Annotated in this window: 21 protein-coding genes; 11 read left to right on the top strand and 10 right to left on the bottom strand. The window is 60.0% G+C overall.

The window, feature by feature from the left end:
• Positions 1-182: 182 nt before the first annotated feature.
• Positions 183-464 (top strand): HU family DNA-binding protein, encoded by a 282-nt coding sequence (locus ACZRKZ_RS10975; protein ID WP_133099761.1) that lies wholly within the window; start codon positions 183-185, stop codon positions 462-464.
• 165 nt (positions 465-629) lie between these two features.
• Here the strand turns inward: ACZRKZ_RS10975 and rlmF are convergent, their stop codons facing one another.
• The 5 genes from rlmF to ACZRKZ_RS11000 form a co-directional block, all read right to left on the bottom strand.
• Positions 630-1,652, bottom strand: coding sequence for a 23S rRNA (adenine(1618)-N(6))-methyltransferase RlmF (gene rlmF / locus ACZRKZ_RS10980; protein WP_463967097.1), 1,023 nt, complete (start codon positions 1,650-1,652; stop codon positions 630-632).
• A gap of 180 nt (positions 1,653-1,832) precedes the next feature.
• The gene (locus tag ACZRKZ_RS10985; protein ID WP_463981602.1) at positions 1,833-4,679 is read right to left on the bottom strand and encodes a valine--tRNA ligase; all 2,847 of its coding nucleotides are present in this window, start codon (positions 4,677-4,679) and stop codon (positions 1,833-1,835) included.
• A gap of 150 nt (positions 4,680-4,829) precedes the next feature.
• Positions 4,830-5,219 carry a DNA polymerase III subunit chi gene (locus tag ACZRKZ_RS10990; protein WP_463981603.1) on the bottom strand — a complete coding sequence of 130 codons (390 nt, stop codon included), beginning with the start codon at positions 5,217-5,219 and terminating at the stop codon, positions 4,830-4,832.
• 7 nt (positions 5,220-5,226) lie between these two features.
• A complete protein-coding gene (locus ACZRKZ_RS10995; protein WP_463981604.1) occupies positions 5,227-5,655 on the bottom strand; it encodes a DNA polymerase III subunit chi in 429 nt (142 codons plus the stop codon).
• Between the two features lie 73 nt (positions 5,656-5,728).
• Positions 5,729-7,219: a leucyl aminopeptidase gene (locus tag ACZRKZ_RS11000; RefSeq protein ID WP_463981605.1), complete on the bottom strand. Its 1,491-nt coding sequence runs from the start codon at positions 7,217-7,219 to the stop codon at positions 5,729-5,731.
• A 282-nt stretch (positions 7,220-7,501) separates the two neighbouring features.
• Between ACZRKZ_RS11000 and lptF the strand changes: the two genes are divergently transcribed.
• The 10 genes from lptF (at position 7,502) to tadA (ending at position 17,906) form a co-directional block, all read left to right on the top strand.
• Positions 7,502-8,620 carry an LPS export ABC transporter permease LptF gene (gene lptF / locus ACZRKZ_RS11005; protein WP_463967092.1) on the top strand — a complete coding sequence of 373 codons (1,119 nt, stop codon included), beginning with the start codon at positions 7,502-7,504 and terminating at the stop codon, positions 8,618-8,620.
• Entirely contained in the window at positions 8,613-9,692 is a 1,080-nt protein-coding gene (gene lptG, locus ACZRKZ_RS11010; RefSeq protein ID WP_149410989.1) for an LPS export ABC transporter permease LptG, read from the top strand. Before lptF ends, lptG begins: the two co-directional genes overlap by 8 nt.
• A 152-nt stretch (positions 9,693-9,844) precedes the next feature.
• Positions 9,845-11,644: a translation elongation factor 4 gene (gene lepA / locus ACZRKZ_RS11015; protein ID WP_350612441.1), complete on the top strand. Its 1,800-nt coding sequence runs from the start codon at positions 9,845-9,847 to the stop codon at positions 11,642-11,644.
• Positions 11,645-11,649: 5 nt separating this feature from the next.
• Positions 11,650-12,504: a signal peptidase I gene (lepB, locus tag ACZRKZ_RS11020; RefSeq protein ID WP_463967089.1), complete on the top strand. Its 855-nt coding sequence runs from the start codon at positions 11,650-11,652 to the stop codon at positions 12,502-12,504.
• 199 nt (positions 12,505-12,703) lie between these two features.
• Positions 12,704-13,393, top strand: coding sequence for a ribonuclease III (gene rnc / locus ACZRKZ_RS11025; RefSeq protein WP_149410992.1), 690 nt, complete (start codon positions 12,704-12,706; stop codon positions 13,391-13,393).
• Positions 13,386-14,288 carry a GTPase Era gene (gene era / locus ACZRKZ_RS11030; protein WP_133099750.1) on the top strand — a complete coding sequence of 301 codons (903 nt, stop codon included), beginning with the start codon at positions 13,386-13,388 and terminating at the stop codon, positions 14,286-14,288. Before rnc ends, era begins: the two co-directional genes overlap by 8 nt.
• Positions 14,289-14,446: 158 nt before the next feature.
• Entirely contained in the window at positions 14,447-15,136 is a 690-nt protein-coding gene (recO, locus tag ACZRKZ_RS11035; protein ID WP_463967087.1) for a DNA repair protein RecO, read from the top strand.
• A gap of 52 nt (positions 15,137-15,188) precedes the next feature.
• Positions 15,189-15,932, top strand: a complete 744-nt coding sequence (gene pdxJ, locus ACZRKZ_RS11040) for a pyridoxine 5'-phosphate synthase (RefSeq protein WP_149410994.1) — start codon at positions 15,189-15,191, stop codon at positions 15,930-15,932.
• Positions 15,933-16,035: 103 nt separating this feature from the next.
• Complete coding sequence (locus tag ACZRKZ_RS11045) at positions 16,036-17,415, top strand: multicopper oxidase family protein (RefSeq protein WP_463981606.1); 1,380 nt, start codon at positions 16,036-16,038, stop codon at positions 17,413-17,415.
• Positions 17,415-17,906 carry a tRNA adenosine(34) deaminase TadA gene (gene tadA, locus ACZRKZ_RS11050; RefSeq protein ID WP_463981607.1) on the top strand — a complete coding sequence of 164 codons (492 nt, stop codon included), beginning with the start codon at positions 17,415-17,417 and terminating at the stop codon, positions 17,904-17,906. The genes ACZRKZ_RS11045 and tadA overlap by 1 nt, the downstream gene beginning before the upstream one ends.
• Before the next feature lie 52 nt (positions 17,907-17,958).
• Here the strand turns inward: tadA and cmoB are convergent, their stop codons facing one another.
• The 5 genes from cmoB to lon form a co-directional block, all read right to left on the bottom strand.
• Complete coding sequence (cmoB, locus tag ACZRKZ_RS11055) at positions 17,959-18,915, bottom strand: tRNA 5-methoxyuridine(34)/uridine 5-oxyacetic acid(34) synthase CmoB (RefSeq protein ID WP_463981608.1); 957 nt, start codon at positions 18,913-18,915, stop codon at positions 17,959-17,961.
• Positions 18,912-19,655 (bottom strand): carboxy-S-adenosyl-L-methionine synthase CmoA, encoded by a 744-nt coding sequence (cmoA, locus tag ACZRKZ_RS11060; protein WP_149410998.1) that lies wholly within the window; start codon positions 19,653-19,655, stop codon positions 18,912-18,914. The genes cmoB and cmoA overlap by 4 nt, the downstream gene beginning before the upstream one ends.
• A gap of 200 nt (positions 19,656-19,855) precedes the next feature.
• On the bottom strand, positions 19,856-20,500 hold the full coding sequence (locus ACZRKZ_RS11065; RefSeq protein WP_463981609.1) for a lysoplasmalogenase: 645 nt from the start codon (positions 20,498-20,500) through the stop codon (positions 19,856-19,858).
• A gap of 1 nt (position 20,501) precedes the next feature.
• Entirely contained in the window at positions 20,502-20,894 is a 393-nt protein-coding gene (locus tag ACZRKZ_RS11070; RefSeq protein WP_463967082.1) for a protease inhibitor I42 family protein, read from the bottom strand.
• A 205-nt stretch (positions 20,895-21,099) separates the two neighbouring features.
• Positions 21,100-23,520: an endopeptidase La gene (gene lon, locus ACZRKZ_RS11075; RefSeq protein WP_463981610.1), complete on the bottom strand. Its 2,421-nt coding sequence runs from the start codon at positions 23,518-23,520 to the stop codon at positions 21,100-21,102.
• Between the last annotated feature and the right edge of the window lie 38 nt (positions 23,521-23,558).

The raw sequence follows: 23,558 nt of genomic DNA on the forward strand, positions 1-23,558 counted from the left end.
ACGCGATGTCTCGGCGTTAAGCGTGCATTCAGCATTTGTCAGGTCGAACCAAACCCCGTTTCAGGCATCTATAACCCCGATCTTCGTGGTTATAGCCTCGGGTGCCAGGCCTTACGGTCGGGCTCGATGGCTGACACTGCACTCTGCAATCCAAATGAATTTGATAGGGAAGGAACACCACAATGGCTATTACTAAAGACCAACTGATCGCTGATCTGGCTGAAGCTGTAGACGCACCGAAAACTACCGTGCGCGCACTTCTGGACCAACTGAGCCAGATCGTTGCTGACCAGCTGGAAAACGGCGGCGAAATCACTCTGCCAGGCGTTGGCAAATTGAAAGTGACCGAGCGTCCTGCCCGTACTGGCCGTAACCCTTCGACTGGCGCTGCCATCGAAATCGCTGCTAAGAAAGTTATCAAGCTGGTTGTGGCCAAAGGCCTGACCGACTCGATCAACAAGTAAGACGCAGCAAAAAAAACCGTGCTCCGGAGCGATCTGGGCACGGTTTTTTGTTGCCTGCGATTTTGTTTTAACGGTAGGAGCGAGGGGGCGCCTAGTTCTTGCTCGCGAAAAACGCCAAGATAACGTGGGCACTCCGGAGAACCGCGGTGCCCTCGCTCCTTGGGTTTAGTCTTTACGGGCCCAGCGCTGACGCCAGGTCTGCTGCTCGGATTTGGTCTGGAAGGTCCAGGCAACGAAGCGGCTCTGTTTCTGCCCCTGAGACATTTCCACCACCTGGCTTTCCAATACGCCCGCCTTTTTCAGCGCGGTCTGGATTGCTGGCAGGTTGGACGCTTTTGATACCAGGGTGCTGAACCACAACACCTTTTGCTGGAAATTCGCGCTCTCGGCGATCAACTGCGTGACAAACCGTGCTTCGCCGCCTTCACACCACAATTCGGCCGATTGGCCACCGAAATTGAGCACAGGCAGTTTGCGTTTCGGGTCGGCCCGGCCCAGGGCGCGCCATTTGCGCTCGCTGCCTTTGGTCGCTTCATCCATGGAGGCATGGAACGGCGGGTTGCACATGGTTAGGTCAAAGCGTTCGCCCGGCTCCAGCAGGCCCAGCAGGATGTGCTTGGGGTTGCTTTGCAGGCGCAGCTGGATGGACTTGTTCAGCCCGTTGGACTGCACAATGGCCTTGGCCGCGGCCACGGCTGTCGGGTCGACTTCCGAACCGAGGAAGTGCCAGCGGTAATCGCTATAGCCGATCAACGGGTAGACACAGTTGGCGCCCATGCCGATGTCCAGCACCTTGACCGGCGCGCCACGGGGGATCACACCTTCGTTGACGCTAGCCAGTAGGTCGGCCAGGAAGTGTACGTAGTCGGCACGCCCAGGAACCGGTGGGCACAGGTAATCAGCCGGGATATCCCAGTGATTGACGCCATAGAAGGACTTGAGCAGCGCCCGGTTGAACACCCGCACCGCATCCGGGCTGGCGAAGTCGATGCTTTCCTTGCCGTAGGGGTTGAGGATCACGAACTTGGCCAGTTCTGGCGTGGTCTTGATCAGCGCCGGGAAGTCGTAACGGCCCTGGTGGCGGTTACGCGGGTGCAGGCTGGCCTTTTCCCGTGGAACGACGGCCTTGGCCGGGGTTGCGGGTTTAGGCTTCTTGCGCGGTGCTTTGGGTGTGCTGGGGGCGGTCATGGCTGCGTCGATTCTGGGTTTGTTTCAAGAGTGGCGGGTATTGTCACACATTCCAGAGTCGATTTCGGTCAAATGTGGGAGCCAGCTCCCACATTGATCGGGTTTTCAACAGGAAATATCGGTGTTCTGCCTGGCCAAAAAAAAGAGACCCGAAGGTCTCTTTTTTACACGGGCTCCACCTTACAGGCTGGAAATTCGCGCATGTTGTTCCGCCAACTTGCCCAACGCCTGTTCGGCTTCGGCCAGCTTGGCGCGTTCCTTGTCGATGACTTCAGCCGGAGCCTTGTCAACGAATGCAGCATTGGACAGCTTGCCGCCAACCCGCTGCACTTCGCCTTGCAGACGCAGGATTTCCTTGTCCAGGCGCGCCAGCTCAGCCGCTTTGTCGATCAGACCGGCCATGGGCACCAGCACTTCCATCTCGCCTACCAGTGCGGTAGCCGACAGTGGTGCTTCGACGCCAGCCGCCAATACGGTGATCGATTCCAGCTTGGCCAGTTTCTTGAGCAGTGCATCGTTCTCGGTGAGACGACGCTGATCTTCGGCACTGACGTTCTTCAGGAACAAGGTCAGCGGCTTGCCAGGACCAATGTTCATCTCGGCGCGAATGTTGCGGGTGCCGAGCATCAGCGCCTTGAGCCATTCGATATCGTCTTCAGCCGCCTGATCAATGCGCGCTTCGTTGGCCACCGGCCAAGGTTGCAGCATGATGGTCTTGCCTTCGATGCCAGCCAGCGGCGCCAGGCGCTGCCAGATCTCTTCGGTGATGAACGGCATGAACGGATGGGCCAGGCGCAGTGCCACTTCCAGCACGCGCACCAGGGTACGACGGGTGCCACGCTGACGTTCGATTGGCGCGTTCTCGTCCCACAGCACTGGTTTGGACAGCTCCAGGTACCAGTCGCAATACTGGTTCCAGATAAACTCGTACAAGGCCTGGGCGGCCAGGTCGAAGCGGAACTGGTCGAGTTGGCGGGTCACTTCGGCTTCGGTGCGCTGCAGCTGGGAGATGATCCAGCGATCCGCCAGGGACAGCTCGACTTCTTCGCCGTTCTGTCCGCAGTCTTCGCCTTTATCCAGTACGTAGCGGGCGGCGTTCCATATCTTGTTGCAGAAGTTGCGATAGCCTTCGACGCGGCCCATATCGAACTTGATGTCGCGACCGGTGGACGCCAGCGAGCAGAAGGTAAAGCGCAGAGCGTCGGTGCCGTAGCTGGCAATGCCGTCGGCGAACTCGTCGCGGGTCTGCTTCTCGATCTTTTTCGCCAGTTTTGGCTGCATCAGGCCCGAGGTGCGTTTTTGCACCAGGGTTTCCAGCTCGATGCCGTCGATGATGTCCAGTGGGTCAAGGACGTTGCCCTTGGACTTGGACATCTTCTGGCCCTGGCCGTCGCGTACCAGGCCATGGACGTACACGGTCTTGAACGGTACTTGCGGCGTGCCGTCTTCGTTCTTCACCAGGTGCATGGTGAGCATGATCATCCGGGCGACCCAGAAGAAAATGATGTCGAAGCCGGTAACCAGCACGTCGGTGGAGTGGAATTTCTTCAGGAACTCGGTCTGCTGCGGCCAGCCCAGGGTGGAGAAGGTCCACAAGCCTGCACTGAACCAGGTGTCCAGTACGTCGTTGTCCTGTTGCAGCGCCACGTTCGGGCCGAGGTTGTGCTTGGCCCGCACTTCGGCTTCGTCGCGGCCGACGTAGACCTTGCCCGACTCGTCGTACCAGGCCGGAATGCGGTGGCCCCACCACAGCTGGCGGCTGATGCACCAATCCTGGATGTCACGCATCCACGAGAAGTACATGTTTTCGTACTGTTTAGGCACGAACACAATACGGCCGTCTTCCACTGCCGCAATCGCGGGTTCAGCCAGAGGCTTGGTGGAGACATACCACTGGTCGGTCAGCCAAGGCTCGATGATGGTGCCGGAGCGGTCGCCTTTCGGCACTTTCAGGCCGTGGTCGTCGACGCTGACCAGCAGGCCCGCTGCGTCGAACGCTGCAACGATCTGCTTGCGCGCTTCAAAACGGTCGAGGCCGGCGTATTGGGCAGGGATCTTGCCGTCGATGCTTTCGTTCAGTTTGCCGTCGAGGTTGAACACTTGACAGGCCGGTAGTACGGCGGCGTTTTTGTCGAAGATGTTCAGCAGCGGCAGGTTGTGGCGCTTGCCGACTTCATAGTCGTTGAAATCGTGGGCCGGGGTGATTTTCACGCAGCCGGTGCCGAATTCCGGGTCGCAGTAGTCGTCAGCAATGATCGGGATGCGACGGCCAACCAAAGGCAGGTCGATGAACTTGCCGATCAGTGCTTTATAGCGTTCGTCTTGCGGGTTCACGGCCACGGCGGCGTCGCCGAGCATGGTTTCCGGACGAGTGGTAGCGACGATCAGGTAGTCGTTGCCTTCGGCAGTCTTGGCGCCGTCGGCCAGCGGATACTTGAGGTTCCACAGGAAACCTTTCTCGTCGTGGTTTTCCACTTCAAGGTCGGAAATCGCCGTGTGCAGCTTGGTGTCCCAGTTGACCAGGCGCTTGCCGCGGTAAATCAGGCCGTCTTCATGCAGGCGCACGAAGGCTTCTTTCACAGATTCCGACAGGCCGTCGTCCATGGTGAAGCGCTCGCGGCTCCAGTCGACGGACGAACCCAGGCGACGAATCTGACGGCTGATGTTGCCGCCGGATTGATCTTTCCATTCCCAGATTTTTTCCAGGAATTTTTCGCGGCCCAGGTCGTGACGGCTCTGGCCGGTGGCTTCCAGTTGGCGTTCCACCAGCATCTGGGTGGCGATGCCGGCGTGGTCGGTGCCCGGTTGCCACAGGGTGTTGCGCCCCTGCATACGGCGGAAACGGATCAACGCATCCATGATCGCATTGTTGAAGCCATGGCCCATGTGCAGGCTGCCAGTGACGTTCGGTGGCGGAATCATGATGGTGTAGGCATCGCCCGCGCCTTGCGGAGCGAAATAGTTCTCGGACTCCCAGGTCTTGTACCAGGAAGTTTCAATAGCGTGCGGCTGGTAGGTCTTATCCATGCGCGGCGGGACCCTAGTTGGCATTTATTCAGGAAAGCCGGCAAGTATAACGGGGGATAGGGCGCAGGGCGAGGCGAAGACAGGGCTTAAGGTGTATGCAATCAAATGTGGGAGGGGGCTTGCTCCCTCCCACAGGGGGCTTTGTGTGGCTTAGGATCGGTATTGGCTGAGCAACCGCTCCATCCGCGCATCCATCCGACGCTTGATCTCGGTTTCGATATGCGGGGCGAAGTCGTCGATCACGTCCTGCATGATCAACTGCGCTGCGGCGCGCAGTTCGTTGTCCAGGTGCAGCAGAAGGGCGTCGGGCGCTTTTTCGGCAGCAGGTTCTGGCGCCGCTTGTACAGCAGGCATTTCGACAGGCTCTGGCGCGACAGGCTTGCTACCGACCATATCGAACAGTAGGGGGATTTGTACGTCGCCAGTGACGGCATCAGTCAAAAGCGGCGGCTGCAGATTGTCTTCACCGAGCAACTGGCGGATCGACTCAAGGTCATCCAGCAGATGGTCAGACGTTTTTAGCGGGTTTGGAGTGTCCATCGTGTGCTCAGAGTCGCTGTAACCGGTGATCTTGCAGAGAATAGCCCTGTTCGCGGTAGAAACGGAAACTCTCCCGCGCGGCCTGACGAATAGCTGGGTCTTCCACCACCACTTCTGCCACGCGGGCGAAACCCTTGGCGAAGGCCGGTACTTTCAGGTCCAGGTTGACCAGCAGGTCATGATGATCGCCGCAGCTATCTCCCAAGCCAAGTACTACCAGGTCATTGGGCTCTGATTCGGCGGGCCCATGAGGCACGAAGCTTTCGCCCTTGAAGCGCCACAGGCGGGCGTCAAGGTCATCACGCTGGGCGGCATCGCTGCAATGCAGGTAAATGCGGTGGCCCATGCGCCAGGCTTTTTCGGTGAGTTTGCAGGCAAAGTCCAGGCGTGCCGAAGGATCGGCGCTGGGCAGGATATAGAAGTCGACTTGGGTCATTGCGGTTCCTGAACCCTGGCCGGCTATCTGGAGCCGACCCGGGAATTGTAGGAGCGAACTCGCTCCACAGGGTTTAGGCCTTGGCGCGATCCAGCAGGTATTGGGTCAGCAGGGGTACCGGACGGCCAGTGGCGCCCTTGTCCTTGCCGCCGCTTGTCCAGGCCGTGCCAGCGATGTCCAGGTGGGCCCAGTTGAAGTTCTTGGCAAAGCGCGACAGGAAGCAGGCTGCAGTGATGGTGCCGGCTTTCGGGCCGCCGATGTTGGCGATGTCGGCGAACGGGCTGTCCAGCTGTTCCTGGTACTCATCGAACAGCGGCAACTGCCAGGCGCGGTCGTCGGCTTGCTTGCCGGCGCTGAGCAGTTGCTCGATCAATTCGTCGTTATTGCCCAGCAGGCCCGAAGTGTGGGAACCCAGGGCAACGATGCACGCACCGGTCAGGGTGGCGATGTCGATCACCGCTTGCGGCTTGAAGCGTTCGGCGTAGGTCAGGGCGTCGCACAGCACCAGGCGGCCTTCGGCGTCGGTGTTGAGGATTTCCACGGTCTGGCCGCTCAAGGTGGTGACGATGTCGCCCGGACGCGCTGCGCCGCCGCTTGGCATGTTCTCGGCGCAGGCCAGGATGCACACCAGGTTGATCGGCAGCTTGAGTTCCAGCACGGCGCGCAGGGTACCGAAGACACTGGCGGCGCCGCCCATGTCGTACTTCATCTCGTCCATGCCCAAGCCAGGCTTGAGGCTGATGCCACCGGTGTCGAAGGTGATGCCTTTACCCACCAGGGCGTACGGTTTCTCGGATTTCTTGCCGCCGTTGTATTGCATCACGATCAGGCGTGGCGGCTGGTCGCTGCCCTGGCCCACGGCGTAGAACGAGCCCATGCCCAGTTCCTTGATCTTCTTCTCATCCAGGACTTCGACTTTCAGGCCCTTGAATTCCTTTCCCAGCGCTTTGGCTTGTTCACCGAGGAAGGTTGGGTGGCAGATGTTCGGTGGCAGGTTGCCCAGGTCACGGGTAAACGCCATGCCGCCGGCGATGGCCTGGGCGTGGGTCACGGCGCGTTCAACTTCCGCCTGGGCGGCCTTGATGGTCAGCAGGGTGACTTTCTTCAGGGCGCGGGGTTCGGTTTTCTGGCTCTTGAACTGATCGAAGACGTATTCGCCGTCCAGCAGGGTTTCTGCCAGCAGACGGGTCTTGCCGTAGCTGTCGCGGCCCTTGACCACGATTTCGTCCAGTGCCAGTGCTGCGTCGCTGCCGCCCAGACCCTTGAGGGTATTGAGGACGGTGCTGATGATCTTGCGGAACGGCCGGTCGCCCAGTTCGGCATCCTTGCCCACGCCTACCAGCAATACGCGGTCGGCTTTGAGGTTAGGCAGGCTCTGCAGCAGCAGACTCTGGCCGACCTTGCCGGCTAGGTCGCCGCGCTTGAGCACGGCACTGATGGCGCCACCGCTCAGTTCGTCCAGTTGTTTGCCGGCAGCGCCAAGCTTGCGGCCTTCGCCGATGGCGACCACGAGGGTGGCGGTTTTCAACGTTTCGGGGCTAACGCTTTTTACAACCAGTTCCATTTTCGGGTCCCTTATAAAGGTCAGTGAGCCTGGAGTCTGTACTCCGGCTTATAAGCTTGGCGGCCTGTAGACCGCCTGCGACAAAGGCCGCAGTTTGAACCCCGTGGTCTTCGCCTGACAACCCTTGCCGGCAGCTTTGTGCGCCTGCTTGAGCATGTGCAGTGACAGGCGCGGACAATCCCATGATAATGCGTCATCTTTTTAGCCGACCCGTGTCAATGGGTCGACTCGTTATGCGTGCTTGTTTGGCCGCCTTAGCCTGACAACCCTGGAGTGTCTGGTTTGATCGTCTTCCGTTATCTGTCCCGCGAAGTCATGTTGACCCTGAGTGCCGTAAGCGCGGTATTGCTGGTCATCATCATGAGTGGTCGCTTCGTTAAATACCTGGCCCAGGCTGCCTCGGGCGCCCTTGACCCGGGCTCGCTGTTCCTGATCATGGGCTTTCGCTTGCCGGGTTTCCTGCAACTGATTTTGCCGTTGGGCCTGTTTCTCGGGATTTTGCTGGCCTATGGCCGGCTGTATCTGGAAAGCGAGATGACCGTGCTCTCGGCCACCGGCATGAGCCAACAGCGCCTGCTGGCAATGACCATGGTCCCGGCCACCGGCGTCGCTTTGGTGGTGGCCTGGCTGAGCCTGAGCCTGGCCCCCCAGGGCGCCATGCAGTTCCAGTTGCTGCTCAATAAACAGGACGCCATGACTGAGTTCGACACCTTGGTGCCGGGTCGCTTCCAGGCGCTCAACGATGGTACTCGGGTGACCTATACCGAGACGTTGAGCGACGATCGCGCGAATCTGGGTGGCGTATTCATTTCCGAGAAGCGCCTGAGCCAGGACAAGAAAGACCGTGGTATTTCTGTGCTGGTAGCTGATTCGGGCCGCCAGGAAGTGCGCCCGGACGGCAGCCGTTACTTGATTCTGGAAAACGGCTATCGCTACGACGGTAACCCAGGTCAGGCGAGTTATCGCGCCATCAAGTACGACACCTACGGCGTGATGCTGGCCAAGCCGGATATCAGCAGCGAAGTCACCGACCGCGACGCCATCCCGACCCTCGACCTGATCGGCAACAAGGAGCTGCGGGCCAACGCCGAGCTGCAATGGCGCCTGTCGTTGCCGCTACTGGTGTTTATCGTGACCCTGATGGCCGTGCCGCTGTCGCGCGTCAATCCGCGACAAGGGCGCTTCCTCAAGCTGTTGCCGGCGATCCTGCTGTACATGGCTTACCTGACGATCCTGATTTCCGCCCGTGGCTCCCTGGAGAAAGGCAAGCTGTCGCCGACCCTGGGTTTGTGGTGGGTTCACGGAATCTTCCTGGCGATTGGGCTGTTGCTGCTTTATTGGGAACCGTTGCGCTTGAAGATGGCGAGTCGTCGCAGCATGAAGGAGATGGCTCGTGGTTAAGCTCGACCGCTACATAGGTAGCAGCGTACTGATCGCAATCCTTGCGGTACTGGGGATTATTCTGGGCCTGGCGTCGTTGTTTGCCTTTATCGACGAAGTTGGCAGTGTCAGCGACACCTACACCGTGACTGACGTGCTGAGTTATGTGGCGCTGACGGCGCCTCGTCGTCTCTACGACATGATGCCGATGGCCGCGCTGATCGGTTGCCTGATCGGCCTCGGTAGCCTGGCCAGCAACAGCGAGCTGACCATCATGCGCGCGGCGGGTGTTTCCATCGGTCGCATCGTCTGGGCTGTCATGAAGCCGATGCTGGTGCTGGTGCTGGCCAGCGTTCTGGTCGGTGAGTATGTGGCGCCACCTGCTGAAGCGCTGGGCCAGGCCAATCGCGCCCTGGCCCAGGGCTCGGGTGATGCCCAGAGCTCCAGGCACGGCCTCTGGCACCGCCAAGGTGATGAATTTATCCACATCAACGCCGTACAGCCTGGCGGCTTGCTGATTGGCGTCACCCGTTATCACTTTGATAAAGAACGGCACATGTTGTCGTCCAGCTTTGCCAAACGCGCACAGTTCGGCCAGGATCACTGGCAGTTGACCGACGTGACCACCACTTACTTCCGTAATGTTGGCATGGGCACCCAGGCCAGCACTGAAGTGATCAATGTGCCGACAGAGCGTTGGGACATCGCCTTGAGCCCGCAACTGCTCAATACCGTGATCATGATCCCGGAAAGCCTGCCGATCACCGGTTTGTGGGGCTATATCCACTACCTCAAGGATCAGGGCCTGAACAACGGCCGCTACTGGCTGGCGTTCTGGGTCAAGGTATTGCAACCGGTAGTGACGGCCGCCCTGGTGCTGATGGCGATCTCCTTTATCTTCGGCCCGCTGCGTTCGGTAACCCTCGGTCAGCGTGTATTTACAGGCGTACTGGTGGGCTTTACCTTCCGTATCGCCCAGGATTTGCTGGGGCCGTCGAGCCTGGTTTTCGGTTTCTCACCGTTATTCGCGGTGCTGGTGCCGACCACTATCTGCGCCCTGGCCGGGTTCTGGCTGTTACGTCGAGCCGGTTGATCCTGCGCTTATGAACAAAAAATGCCCCGATTGCGAGATCGGGGCATTTTTGTTCTTGGTCACTGTTGGTGACGTCACGCCCGGGCATCAGGTACAATTCCCGGCTATTTTTCAGCGGGCAGTCTGCCTGCAGCCTTTTTGAGTGTTGATCCGTGAGTGATTTGAGTCATATCCGCAATTTCTCCATCATCGCCCACATTGACCATGGCAAGTCGACGCTGGCCGATCGATTCATCCAGATGTGCGGCGGCCTTGCCGAGCGTGAAATGGAAGCCCAGGTACTGGACTCCATGGACCTCGAACGCGAGCGCGGGATCACCATCAAGGCCCACAGCGTTACTCTGTATTACACCGCCCGCGATGGCATCAAGTACCAACTGAACTTCATTGACACCCCAGGCCACGTTGACTTCACCTACGAAGTCAGCCGGTCGCTGGCGGCCTGTGAAGGCGCGTTGCTGGTTGTAGACGCGGGGCAGGGCGTGGAAGCCCAGTCCGTGGCCAACTGCTACACCGCCATCGAGCAAGGCCTGGAAGTCATGCCGGTGCTGAACAAGATCGACCTGCCGCAGGCCGATCCAGACCGCGTGAAAGAAGAAATCGAGAAGATCATTGGCATCGATGCCACCGATGCCGTCGAGTGCAGCGCCAAGACCGGCCAGGGCGTCGACGAAGTGCTCGAACGCCTGGTTCACACCATTCCCGCTCCTACCGGTAACTACGAAGATCCGCTGCAAGCGTTGATCATCGACTCCTGGTTCGACAACTACCTGGGCGTTGTTTCCCTGGTACGCGTGCGCCACGGCCGTGTGAAGAAGGGCGACAAGATCCTGGTCAAATCCACCGGCAAGATCCACCTGGTGGACAGCGTTGGTGTATTCAACCCGAAACACACCGCGACCGTTGATCTGAAAGCCGGTGAAGTAGGCTTCATCATCGCCGGCATCAAGGACATCCACGGTGCGCCGGTCGGCGACACCCTGACCTTGAGCTCTACCCCTGATGTCGACGTGCTACCGGGTTTCAAGCGCATCCAGCCGCAGGTCTACGCCGGCCTGTTTCCGGTCAGCTCCGACGACTTCGAAGACTTTCGCGAAGCGCTGCAAAAGCTGACCCTCAACGACTCGTCGTTGCAGTACACCCCGGAAAGCTCCGATGCCCTGGGCTTCGGCTTCCGTTGCGGCTTCCTCGGCATGCTGCACATGGAAATCATCCAGGAGCGCCTGGAGCGCGAGTACGACCTGGACCTGATTACCACGGCGCCAACGGTTATTTTTGAGCTGTTGCTCAAAACCGGTGAAACGATTTACGTCGATAACCCGTCCAAGCTTCCGGATCTGTCTGCCATCGAAGACATGCGCGAGCCGATCGTGCGGGCCAATATTCTTGTGCCGCAGGAACACCTGGGCAACGTCATTACCCTGTGTATCGAAAAGCGTGGCGTGCAGCACGACATGCTGTTCCTCGGTACCCAGGTGCAAGTGACCTACGATTTGCCGATGAACGAAGTGGTCCTGGACTTCTTCGACCGTCTCAAATCCACCAGTCGCGGCTATGCTTCGCTGGATTACCATTTTGATCGTTATCAGTCAGCTAATCTGGTGAAGCTGGACGTGCTGATCAATGGTGACAAGGTCGATGCCCTGGCGCTGATCGTGCACAAGGAAAACGCGCACTACAAAGGTCGCCAGTTGACCGAGAAGATGAAAGAACTGATTCCGCGCCAGATGTTCGATGTCGCGATCCAGGCCGCCATTGGCGGGCAGATCATTGCACGGACCTCCGTCAAAGCTCTCAGAAAAAACGTACTGGCCAAATGCTATGGCGGCGACGTCAGCCGCAAGCGCAAGCTGCTTGAAAAGCAAAAGGCCGGTAAAAAACGCATGAAGCAAGTGGGCAACGTGGAAATTCCACAAGAAGCCTTCCTTGCGGTGCTCAGGTTGGATAGTTAGGTCCTATGTCACTAAATTTCCCGCTGTTGCTGGTCATCGCCGTTGCCGTTTGCGGGCTATTGGCGTTGCTCGATCTGCTTTTCTTCGCCCCGCGTCGGCGGGCGGCTATCGCGTCCTATCAGGGCAGCGTCAGCCAGCCCGATGGCGTGGTCATCGAGAAACTCAACAAAGAGCCGCTGCTGGTTGAATACGGCAAGTCGTTCTTCCCGGTGTTGTTCATCGTGCTGGTGTTGCGTTCGTTTCTGGTGGAGCCGTTTCAGATTCCTTCGGGATCGATGAAGCCGACCCTGGATGTGGGTGACTTCATCCTGGTGAACAAGTTTTCCTACGGGATTCGCTTGCCGGTGCTCGACAAGAAAGTGATCGAGATCGGTGATCCGCAACGCGGCGATGTGATGGTGTTCCGCTACCCAAGCGACCCGAACGTCAACTACATCAAGCGTGTGGTGGGCCTGCCGGGTGACGTGATTCGCTACACCAGCGACAAGCGCCTGTTCGTCAACGGCGAGTCGGTGGCGGAAAAACTGATCGGTTCCGAACCGAACACCTTGGGCAGCGCCGAGCTGTACCAGGAAAAACTCGGAGCGGTAGAGCACGAGATCCGCAAGGAAATGAGCCGCTACCGTTCCCCGCCCGACAATCAATGGACAGTGCCTGCTGGGCATTATTTCATGATGGGCGACAACCGTGACAACTCCAATGACAGCCGCTACTGGGACGATCCGAACATTCCCAAGGAGCTACTGGGCATGGTCCCCGACCAGAATATCGTCGGCAAGGCCTTTGCGGTCTGGATGAGTTGGCCGGAACCCAAGCTCAGCCACCTGCCGAACTTCTCGCGGGTGGGGCTGATCAAGTAATCCATGCGGCGCTGTGAACACAGCGCCGAATGCTTTTCTGGGCCTTGGACAAATCGTCCGGTCCCGTGCAGCACCTACGCGGTGCTGCACACAACAATAGCCAGGATGTAAATTTGAACACAGCGTTAATCGTCGATGGCCGCCGGTGCCTCGCCCTTCAAGTGGTGAAGTTCGGCCACGAACTGAATGTGGGTAAACCGTGAGCGTTTCTTTAAGCAGTCTCGAGCGTCAGCTCGGTTACACCTTCAAGGACCAGGAATTGATGGTCCTTGCCCTGACACACCGCAGTTTTGCCGGGCGTAACAACGAGCGCCTGGAATTCCTCGGTGATGCCATCCTTAACTTTGTTGCCGGTGAAGCCCTGTTTGTTCGCTTCCCTCTGGCCCGCGAAGGCCAGCTGTCGCGCCTGCGCGCGCGCCTGGTGAAAGGGGAAACCCTGGCCGTGCTGGCCCGGGGTTTCGACCTGGGCGAATACCTGCGCCTGGGCTCCGGCGAGTTGAAAAGCGGCGGTTTCCGTCGCGAGTCGATTCTGGCCGACGCCCTTGAAGCGCTGATCGGGGCGATCTACCTCGATGCCGGCATGGACATGGCCCGCGAGCGGGTACTGGCCTGGCTGACCTCGGAGTTCGACAGCCTGACGCTGGTGGACACCAACAAAGATCCCAAGACCCGCCTGCAAGAGTTCCTGCAGTCGCGCGGGTGTGAGCTGCCACGTTACGAAGTGGTGGATATCCAGGGTGAGCCTCATTGCCGAGTTTTCTTCGTCGAATGTGAAATCACCTTACTGAATGAAAAAAGCCGAGGTCAGGGTGTGAGTCGTCGTATTGCCGAACAGGTAGCGGCCGCCGCAGCACTGATAGCCCTGGGCGTGGAGAATGGCCATGACTGATTCAACCGCAACTCGCTGTGGCTATGTTGCCATCGTCGGCCGCCCCAACGTGGGCAAGTCCACGTTGCTGAACCACATCCTCGGGCAAAAGCTGGCGATCACTTCGCGCAAGCCCCAGACCACCCGCCACAACATGCTGGGAATCAAGACCGAAGGCAACATCCAGGCGGTCTATGTTGATACCCCTGGCATGCACAAAGGCGGCGAGAAAGCCCTAAACCGCTACATGAACAAGACCGCTTCGGCGGCGTTGAAAGACGTCGACGTGGTGATCTTCGTGGTCGACCGCACCAAGTGGACCGACGAAGACCAGATGGTCCTTGAGCGCGTGCAGTACGTTACCGGCCCCTTGATCGTCGCGTTGAACAAGACCGACCGCATCGAAGACAAGGCCGAGCTGATGCCGCACCTGAGCTGGCTGCAGGAACAACTGCCGAACGCCCAGATCATGCCGATCTCGGCCCAGCATGGGCACAACCTCGAAGCCCTGGAGCGGGTGATTGCTGGATACCTGCCGGAGAACGAGCACTTCTTCCCGGAAGACCAGATCACCGACCGCAGCAGCCGTTTCCTCGCTGCAGAACTTGTGCGCGAGAAAATCATGCGCCAGATGGGCGCTGAGCTGCCGTACCAGATCACCGTGGAAATCGAAGAGTTCAAGCAGCAGGGCAAGACCCTGCATATCCACGCGCTGATCCTCGTCGAACGTGACGGCCAGAAGAAAATCATCATTGGCGACAAGGGCGAGCGCATCAAGCGCATTGGCACCGAAGCGCGCAAGGACATGGAATTGCTGTTTGATTCCAAGATCATGCTCAACCTGTGGGTCAAGGTTAAGGGTGGTTGGTCCGATGATGAGCGGGCATTGCGCTCCCTGGGTTATGGCGACCTGTAATACGCTGCTTCCCCCTGTGGAGCGAGCTTGCTCGCGAAAAACGTTAATGATGACGCGTTCTTTCTGAATAGGCGCGTCGTTCTCAGGTTCTTCGCGGCAAGCTCGCTTCTACAGTGATGCCCATCGCTTTGAAGACCGTGTTCCCTCAGCGAGCCCCCATGTCTCAATCCCCACCCACCGGCCAGCCCGCTTACGTCTTGCACAGCCGTGCCTACCGTGAAAGCAGCGCCTTGGTGGACTTCCTCACGCCACAAGGTCGCCTGCGGGCGGTGTTGCGCAGTGCGCGGGGCAAGGCGGGGACGCTGGCGCGACCATTCGTGGCCCTGGAGGTGGAGTTTCGCGGACGCGGCGAGCTGAAAAACGTCGGCCGCATGGAAAGCGCCGGGGCTTCCAACTGGCTCAATGGCGAAGCGCTGTTCAGCGGCCTCTACCTCAACGAACTGCTGATTCGCCTACTGCCCGCTGAAGACCCGCACCCCGCCGTTTTCGATCACTACGCCGCCACCTTATTGGCCCTGGCCGAAGGCCGCCCCCTGGAGCCGTTGTTGCGGGCTTTCGAGTGGCGCCTGCTGGACGACTTGGGCTACGGTTTCGAACTGAGCCAGGACCTGCACGGCGACCCCATCGCCGCCGATGGTATGTACCGCTTGCAGGTGGACGCGGGTCTGGAGCGGGTCTACCTGCTGCAACCCGGCCTTTTTCAGGGCACTGAGCTGCTGGCCATGGCCGAGGCCGACTGGACCGCTCCCGGCGCCCTGTCTGCCGCCAAGCGTCTGATGCGCCAGGCCCTGGCCGTGCACTTGGGTGGTCGGCCGCTGGTCAGTCGCGAGTTGTTTCGAAAGCCCTGACATCCCCGTGTATGCTGTGCAGCGATTCCTTCCCTCTTCAGGAGCGCTTTTCGTGACCACCAGCAATCGCATTCTTCTCGGCGTGAACATCGACCACGTAGCCACCCTGCGCCAGGCCCGGGGCACCCGTTATCCTGATCCGGTCAAGGCCGCGCTGGATGCCGAGGAAGCGGGCGCCGACGGCATCACCGTGCACCTGCGCGAAGACCGCCGGCACATCCAGGAGCGCGACGTGCTGCTGCTCAAGGACGTGCTGCAAACCCGCATGAACTTCGAAATGGGCGTCACCGAAGCAATGATGGTGTTCGCTGAGCGTATCCGTCCGGCGCATATCTGCCTGGTCCCGGAAACCCGTCAGGAATTGACCACCGAAGGCGGCCTGGACGTTGCCGGCCAGGAAGCACGGATCAAGGCGGCGGTTGAGCGCCTGGCGACGATCGGTTGTGAAGTCTCGTTGTTCATCGACGCTGATGAGCGGCAGATCGAAGCCTCCAAACGTGTCGGCGCCCCGGCCATTGAGCTGCACACGGGCCGTTACGCCGACGCCACTACACCGACCGAAGTCGCAGATGAGTTGCAGCGCATCGTCGACGGCGTGGCCTGTGGTCTGGCCCAGGGTCTGATCGTTAACGCTGGCCATGGCCTGCACTACCACAACGTCGAAGCGGTGGCTGCGATCAAGGGCATCAACGAGCTGAACATCGGCCATGCCCTGGTGGCCCACGCGCTGTTCGTCGGTTTCAAAGGCGCGGTCGCTGAGATGAAAGCCCTGATTCTGGCTGCTGCCAAGGCCTGAAAACACCACTGCGGCAACCCGCGCCCTTACTGTTTCGCATTTGCGGGTGTATCGTATTTGCCTTTTGCGGGTCTCGGACCCGCGGTAGATACGTGAGGTTGTTGTGTCCCTATCCTTTTCCCGTCGACAAATCCTCGGTGGTCTTGCAGGTTGTGCAGTGGTTGGCGTCGGTGCCGGTGGCGCCTACCGCTACTGGCTGGGGAAAATGGCAGACGCCGAGGCGGGTCACGATTACGAGCTGATCGCAGCACCCCTGGATGTGGAATTGGTACCCGGGCACAAGACTGAAGCCTGGGCCTTTGGCCCATCGGCGCCGGGCACCGAGTTGCGGGTGCGTCAGGGCGAATGGCTGCGGGTGCGTTTTATCAACCACCTGCCGGTTGCTACCACCATCCACTGGCACGGCATTCGCCTGCCGCTGGAAATGGATGGCGTGCCCTACGTCTCGCAACTGCCGGTGTTGCCGGGCGAGTATTTCGACTATCAATTTCGCGTGCCCGACGCCGGCAGCTACTGGTATCACCCCCATGTGAACAGCAGCGAAGAGCTGGGCCGTGGCCTGGTGGGCCCGTTGATCATCGAAGAGCGCGAGCCCACCGGTTTCAAACACGAATGCACCCTGAGCCTGAAAAGCTGGCACGTGGACGAAGAGGGCGCCTTTGTCGCCTTCAGCATTCCCCGTGAAGCAGCCCGGGGTGGCACCGCCGGGCGCTTGTCGACCATCAATGGTGTATCCCAGGCAGTGATCGACCTCCCGGCCGGGCAGATCACCCGTGTGCGGCTGCTCAACCTCGACAATACCCTGACCTATCGCCTCAACATCCCCGGTGTTGAAGCGCAGATCTATGCGCTGGACGGCAACCCCATCGAGCCCCGGCCCTTGGGCAAGGAATACTGGCTGGGGCCGGGTATGCGCATTTGTCTGGCAATCAAGGCACCGGCGGCTGGAGAAGAGTTGTCGATCCGTAACGGCCCGGTGCGCCTTGGCACGTTCCGTTCGGTGGTCAACACTGACGCGCCCACCGAGTGGCCGCCCGCGCTGCCGGCCAACCCGATTGCCGAGCCGGACCTGGCCAATGCCGAGAAACTCAACTTCAATTTCGAATGGGTGGGTTCAGTGTCGGTGAATGTCGACAATAAACCGCCAAGCCTGTGGCAGATCAACGGGCAGGCCTGGGATATCACCGACAAGACCTGCGCCGACCGCCCGATTGCCAAGCTTGAAAAGGGCAAGAGCTACATTTTCGAATTGAAGAATATGACCCAATACCAACACCCGATCCACTTGCACGGCATGAGCTTCAAGGTCATCGCCTCGAACCGGCACAAGGTCATCCCGTACTTCACCGACACCTACCTGCTGGGCAAGAACGAACGCGCCCGCGTGGCCCTGGTGGCGGATAACCCTGGTGTGTGGATGTTCCACTGCCATGTGATCGACCACATGGAAACCGGCCTGATGGCCGCCATTGAGGTGGCGTGATGCGCCAGATTCGCCCAATGGCGATTATTGATCGTAGCCGCGACCAGGACTTCATGCGCGAAGCGCTGACCCTCGCCGCCGAAGGCGCGGCTCTCGGCGAAGTGCCAGTGGGCGCGGTGTTGGTGCAGGACGGTGAAATCATTGGCCGAGGCTTCAACTGCCCTATCAGCGGCAACGACCCCAGCGCGCATGCCGAGATGGTCGCCATCCGCGCGGCGGCCCAGGCAGCGAGCAATTACCGCCTGCCGGGCAGCACCCTCTACGTGACGCTGGAACCGTGCAGCATGTGCGCCGGCTTGATCGTCCATTCGCGCATTGCCCGGGTGGTCTACGGTGCGCTGGAGCCAAAAGCCGGGATTGTGCAAAGCCAGGGGCAGTTCTTTACCCAGGGTTTTCTCAATCATCGGGTGCTGTTTGAAGGCGGGGTGCTGGCCGAGGAATGCGGGACGGTGTTGAGCGAGTTCTTCAAGGCGCGAAGAGCCAAAAGCTGACGCGAACCTGCGACGAGGGAGCAACCTACCCTCGCCACAACAGCAGCAGGTGTTATTTTTTGGCGACGATAACTGCGCGCATTGGCGCTGGCAGCCCTTCGATGGTCTTGCTGTGATCTTCGGGGTCGAGGAAGTCGCTCAGGGACTGAAACTTCATCCACTGCGTGCCACGTTGTTCCTCGACTGTGGTCACGCTCACATCCACACAGCGCACATCACTGAAGCCGGCACGGCGCAGCCACAGCATCAGCGCCGGCACCGACGGCAGGAACCACACATTGCGCATCTGCGCATAACGGTCTTCCGGCACCAACACTTGCTGCTGATCGCCTTCAATCACCAGGGTTTCCAGCACCAACTCGCCGCCCTTGACCAGGCAATCCTTGAGCGCCAGCAAATGCTCGATGGGTGAACGGCGGTGGTAAAACACGCCCATGGAAAATACTGTGTCGAAGCCTTCCATGTTCGGCGGCAGGTCTTCGAAGGGAAACGGCAAGTGCCAGGCATTCGGCGCGCACAGGTAACGCTGCACCGCCTGGAACTGGCAGAAGAACAGCCAGTTCGGGTCGACGCCAATCACGCTGTCGGCGCCAGCACCCAGCATGCGCCACATGTAATAGCCGTTGCCGCAACCGACATCGAGGATGCGCTTGCCCTTGAGGTCCAGGTGCGGGGCCACTCGCGACCACTTCCAGTCCGAGCGCCATTCGGTGTCGACATGCACGCCAAACAGGTCGAAAGGCCCTTTGCGCCAAGGGCATAGGCCCATCAACGCGGTATGCATTTGTACGCGGGTTTCGTCGTCGCAATCAGTGTCTAGGGTCAGGCCGTTCAGCAGGTCGATTTCGCTGGGCATGATCTTCGGCAACGCGTCCAGCGCACCTTGCCAGCGTTCCAGGTCGCCATGACCCTTTTCCATCTTGCTATCGAGTTGCGCTTGCAGGCCTTGGGCCCATACAGCCAGGGGAGTGCCGACCAGGTGGCGGGCGAGGGGAGACAGATCAATCATGGCAGGGCAATCAACGAGGCAAAGTTAAGACACTGGAACCACGGCACGACTTTCGAGAACCCGGCCGCCAGCAGACGTTCGCGGTGTTCTTCGAGGCTGTCGGGCTTCATGATGTTTTCGATGGCGCTGCGTTTCTGGGCGATTTCCAGTTCGCTGTAGCCGTTGGCGCGTTTGAAGGCGATGTGCAGGTCGGTCAGCAGTGCGTGCTCTTCAAGGTCGTTGAAACGCAGCTTTTCCGAGAGGATCAGCGCACCACCGGGCAGCAATGACTGACGAATCCGCCCGAGCAATGCCAGGCGTTCTTCGGGAGCGATAAATTGCAGGGTGAAGTTCAGCGCCACCACCGAGGCCGGCTGGAATTGTAGCGCGAGGATATCGCCCTCGATCACCTCCACCGGCAGCAGTTCCTGGAACATCGAGTCCTGGCCGTTGAGGTATTCCCGGCACCGTTCGACCATCGCGGCTGAGTTATCCACAGCGATCACCCGGCAACCGTCGGTGCGCACGTGACGGCGCAGCGCCTGGGTCACCGCGCCGAGGGACGAACCCAGGTCGTAGAGCACGCTACCCGGCTGGGCGAACTGCGCTGCCAGCACGCCAAGGTTCTCGACAATGGTCGGGTAACCGGGCACCGAACGCTTGATCATGTCCGGGAACACCCGCACCACGTCTTCGTTGAAGGCGAAGTCCGGCACTTGGGGCAAGGGCTGGGCGAATAGACGATCGGGTTCTTTGCTCACGGCTGTTCCGGCGACGAAGGGGGAAAAGCTGGCATTTTAGCCAAGTTGGCTTTGGGATGCGCGGGTTGTCTGATGGAACGCCGACGCGGTAATCCCCCACTGCCTCTGTAGGAGCGAGCTTGCTCGCGAAAAACGCCAACGATAACGCGGGAATCTGGATTAACGCGGTGCTGCTGCGTTCTTCGCGAGCAAGCTCGCTCCTACAGGGGGGCGGGTTGTTTCTGATGAAAGGCGGAGGCTGTGATTCCCCACTGCCCCAGCCAGTAGCTGATGATCAGCAAATACGGCGCGGCTTCAAACGTCACCACAAAGCGATTGATCCCGATCAGCGTGTCAGAAAACACAAACGCCGCCGCGCCCACCGCCGCCAGTTGCGCCGAGCGCTTGGGCACGTCGCTGCCCAAGCGTGCCAGCGCCCGCCAGAGCATGGCGCTGATTACCAAGGCGTAAATCACCACCGGCACCAGCAACGGGCCCAGGCCATGGGAAATCAGGATACTCAGCAGTATCGCGCCCACTACCAGCGCCAACACCAACGGCAACAGCGCCGGGCGGCGGCAATCGCTCAAGTAGGCTTTCAAATACGCCAGGTGGGCGAACAGGAAGGCCCCGAGGCCAAAGATGAACAGGTCGCCGGGCCACGCCAGCAGCACATCACCCACCAGGGAAAAAATCAGGCCCAGACTGATCCAGCGTCGATAGTCGCTGGGCGGCGCGTCATGCAGCCAGCCCAGCAGCGCCAGCACCGGCAAGGGTTTGACCAACAGACAGAGCAGGGTGGCGTGGGTGCTCAGGCCGTACATGAAAGTGACAGCACCCATCAACGCGAGAATCAGCCAAGGCATATCAGTTCACCGTAATGGCGCAGTCGAAGGTGTCCACCGGGTTTACTTCCGGGGCCCAGGGTTGCTGGGAGGTCAGGCGTAAGCGGCCTTCGCCTGCGGCAACGGCCTGGAAGCGCCAGGTGGATTGCCCGGCTGCGCCCACCACTCCGGCGTTTTCGGAGTTGCTGTAGACCTCGGGACTGAGGCTGCGCAGCACGCCGCCAGCCGAATCCTGGATGGCCCAGCGGTAACCAGTGGAGGGGTTGCTGGGTAAGGTGAGAATCAGGGTTTGCCCGGTTTTGAGTTGGAGTGGGCAGGCGCTTTGTTTTTCCAGGGTGACGTTTTGCTTCGGTGCACTGGCGCACGCGGCGAGCAAGGCGAGGCTCAGGGGAAGCAGCAGACGGGCAGCGGTCATGGGGGCTCCATTCATTCACGACGAAGGGCGAGCATAACCGAAGATGAGACAAGGTGTGACAAGAGGGAGGATCGACAGGCCGTTTTCCTGTAGCAGCTGTCGAGCCCCAGCGAGGCTGCGTCAGGCGCGACGCGGTGTCGTGCCTGGCTCGGAGTCGGTGGTGCCAACGCAGCCTCGCTGGGGCTCGACAGCTGCTACCGGTTGCTTAGAACAACACCTTCGCCACATCCGCAAACCGCTTGGCAAAGTGCACCGTCATGCCTTCCTTCAGGTACTCCGGCAACTCTTCAAAACTGCCGCGATTGGGCTCCGGCAAGATCAGCTCATGAATCTTCTGGCGGCGCGCCGCAATCACCTTTTCCCGAACCCCACCAATTGGCAGCACATGCCCGGTGAGCGTCAACTCGCCAGTCATGGCAACGCCTTTTTTCGGCGGCTGGTTGCGGGCGAGGGACAGCAGCGCACTGGCCATGGTCACTCCGGCGCTCGGGCCGTCTTTCGGCGTGGCGCCTTCCGGTACGTGAAGATGGACGAAAGCCTCGTCAAAGAACTTCGGATCACCACCAAACGACTTGAGGTTGGCGCTGATGTAGCTGTAGGCGATCTCGGCGGATTCCTTCATTACGTCACCCAGTTGCCCGGTGAGTTTGAAACCGCGATTGAGGGTATGAATGCGCGTCGCCTCGATCGGCAAGGTGGCGCCGCCCATGCTGGTCCAGGCCAGGCCGGTGATCACACCGGTGCCCGACAGCACTTGTTCGTTGCGGAACACCGGCATGCCCAGCGAGGTTTCCAGATCCTTGTTGCCGAGCTTGATCACCAACGTGGGCTCATCCAGCAGCTTGACCACCGCCTTGCGCACCAGTTTGCCCAGCTGTTTTTCCAACTGGCGCACTCCGGCTTCCCGGGCATAGCCGTCGATCACTGCACGCAGGGCGCCGTCGCTGATAGACAGGCTGGTCTTCGCCACACCGGCTTTTTCCAGCTGCTTGGGCCACAGGTGACGCTTGGCGATGGCGATTTTTTCTTCGGTGATATAGCCCGACAGGCGAATCACTTCCATCCGGTCCAGCAACGGGCCAGGGATTGAGTCCAGGGTGTTGGCGGTGCAGACGAACAGCACTTTCGACAGGTCCAGGCGCAGGTCCAGGTAGTGGTCGAGAAATTCCACGTTCTGTTCCGGGTCGAGGGTTTCCAGCAGGGCCGAGGCCGGGTCGCCCTGGTAGCTCTGGCCCATCTTGTCGATCTCGTCGAGCATGATCACCGGGTTCATCACTTCCACATCTTTAAGCGCCTGCACCAGCTTGCCGGGCATGGCGCCGATGTAGGTGCGGCGATGGCCCTTGATCTCGGCCTCGTCACGCATGCCGCCGACGCTGAAACGGTAGAACGGCCGACCCAGTGATTCGGCGATGGACTTGCCGACGCTGGTCTTGCCCACGCCCGGCGGCCCAACCAGCAATACGATGGAGCCGGCGACTTCGCCTTTATAGGCGCCGACGGCAAGAAACTCGAGGATGCGGCTCTTGATGTCGCCCAGGCCAGCGTGGTGTTTATCCAACACCTTGCGAGCGTGCTTGAGGTCGAGTTTGTCCTTGCCATACACGCCCCACGGCACCGAGGTGGCCCAGTCCAGGTAGTTGCGGGTGACCGCGTACTCCGGCGAGCCGGTTTCCAGGATCGACAATTTGTTCAGTTCTTCATCGATGCGCTTTTGCGCCTGGGCCGGCAACACCTTGCCTTCCAGGCGCTGCTGGAACTGCTCGACATCGGCACTGCGATCATCCTTTGTAAGACCAAGCTCCTGCTGGATGACCTTGAGCTGTTCTTTGAGGAAGAACTCGCGCTGGTGCTCGCCGATCTTGCGATTCACTTCGGCGGAGATTTCTTTTTGCAGGCGCGCGACTTCGACTTCCTTGCGCAGCATTGGCAAGACTTTTTCCATGCGCTTGAGCATGGGCACGCAGTCCAGCACTTCCTGCAATTCGTTACCGGTGGCCGAGGTCAACGCGGCGGCGAAATCGGTCAGCGGCGACGGATCGTTGGGGCTGAAGCGGTTGAGGTAGTTCTTCAACTCTTCGCTGTACAGCGGGTTGAGTGGCAGCAGTTCCTTGATCGCGTTGATCAGCGCCATGCCATAGGCCTTGACCTCGTCGGTCGGCTCGCTCGGCTGGTGCGGGTATTCGACTTCCACCAGGTACGGTGGGCGGTGGTGCTTGAGCCAGGTGCGAATCCTCACGCGGGTCAGGCCCTGGGCGACGAATTGCAGCTTGCCGTTTTCGCGGCTGGCGTGGTGGACCTTCACCAGAGTGCCGTACAGCGGCAGGCTGGAGGTGTCGAAGTGCCGCGGATCGTCAGGGGGCGTGTCCATGAAAAACAGGGCAAGGGAATGGTGATCGGATTTGCTCACCAGCTCCAGGGTTTCGGCCCATGGCTCTTCATTGACGATCACTGGCAGCACTTGCGCCGGGAAGAAGGGCCGATTGTGGATCGGGATGATGTAGACCTTGTCCGGCAGGTTTTGCCCCGGCAGGGCCAGGCCGGTGTTGGTGGAGGCGTGTTCGGCGTTTTCCGGATCGGCGTAGTCGTTGAGGTCGATATCAGGGAATTCTTGCTGGTCGCTCATGGGGCACCTGCATGGGGAAGTATGCAGGTTAGATGGGG

Source organism: Pseudomonas sp. c313 (assembly GCF_055407145.1).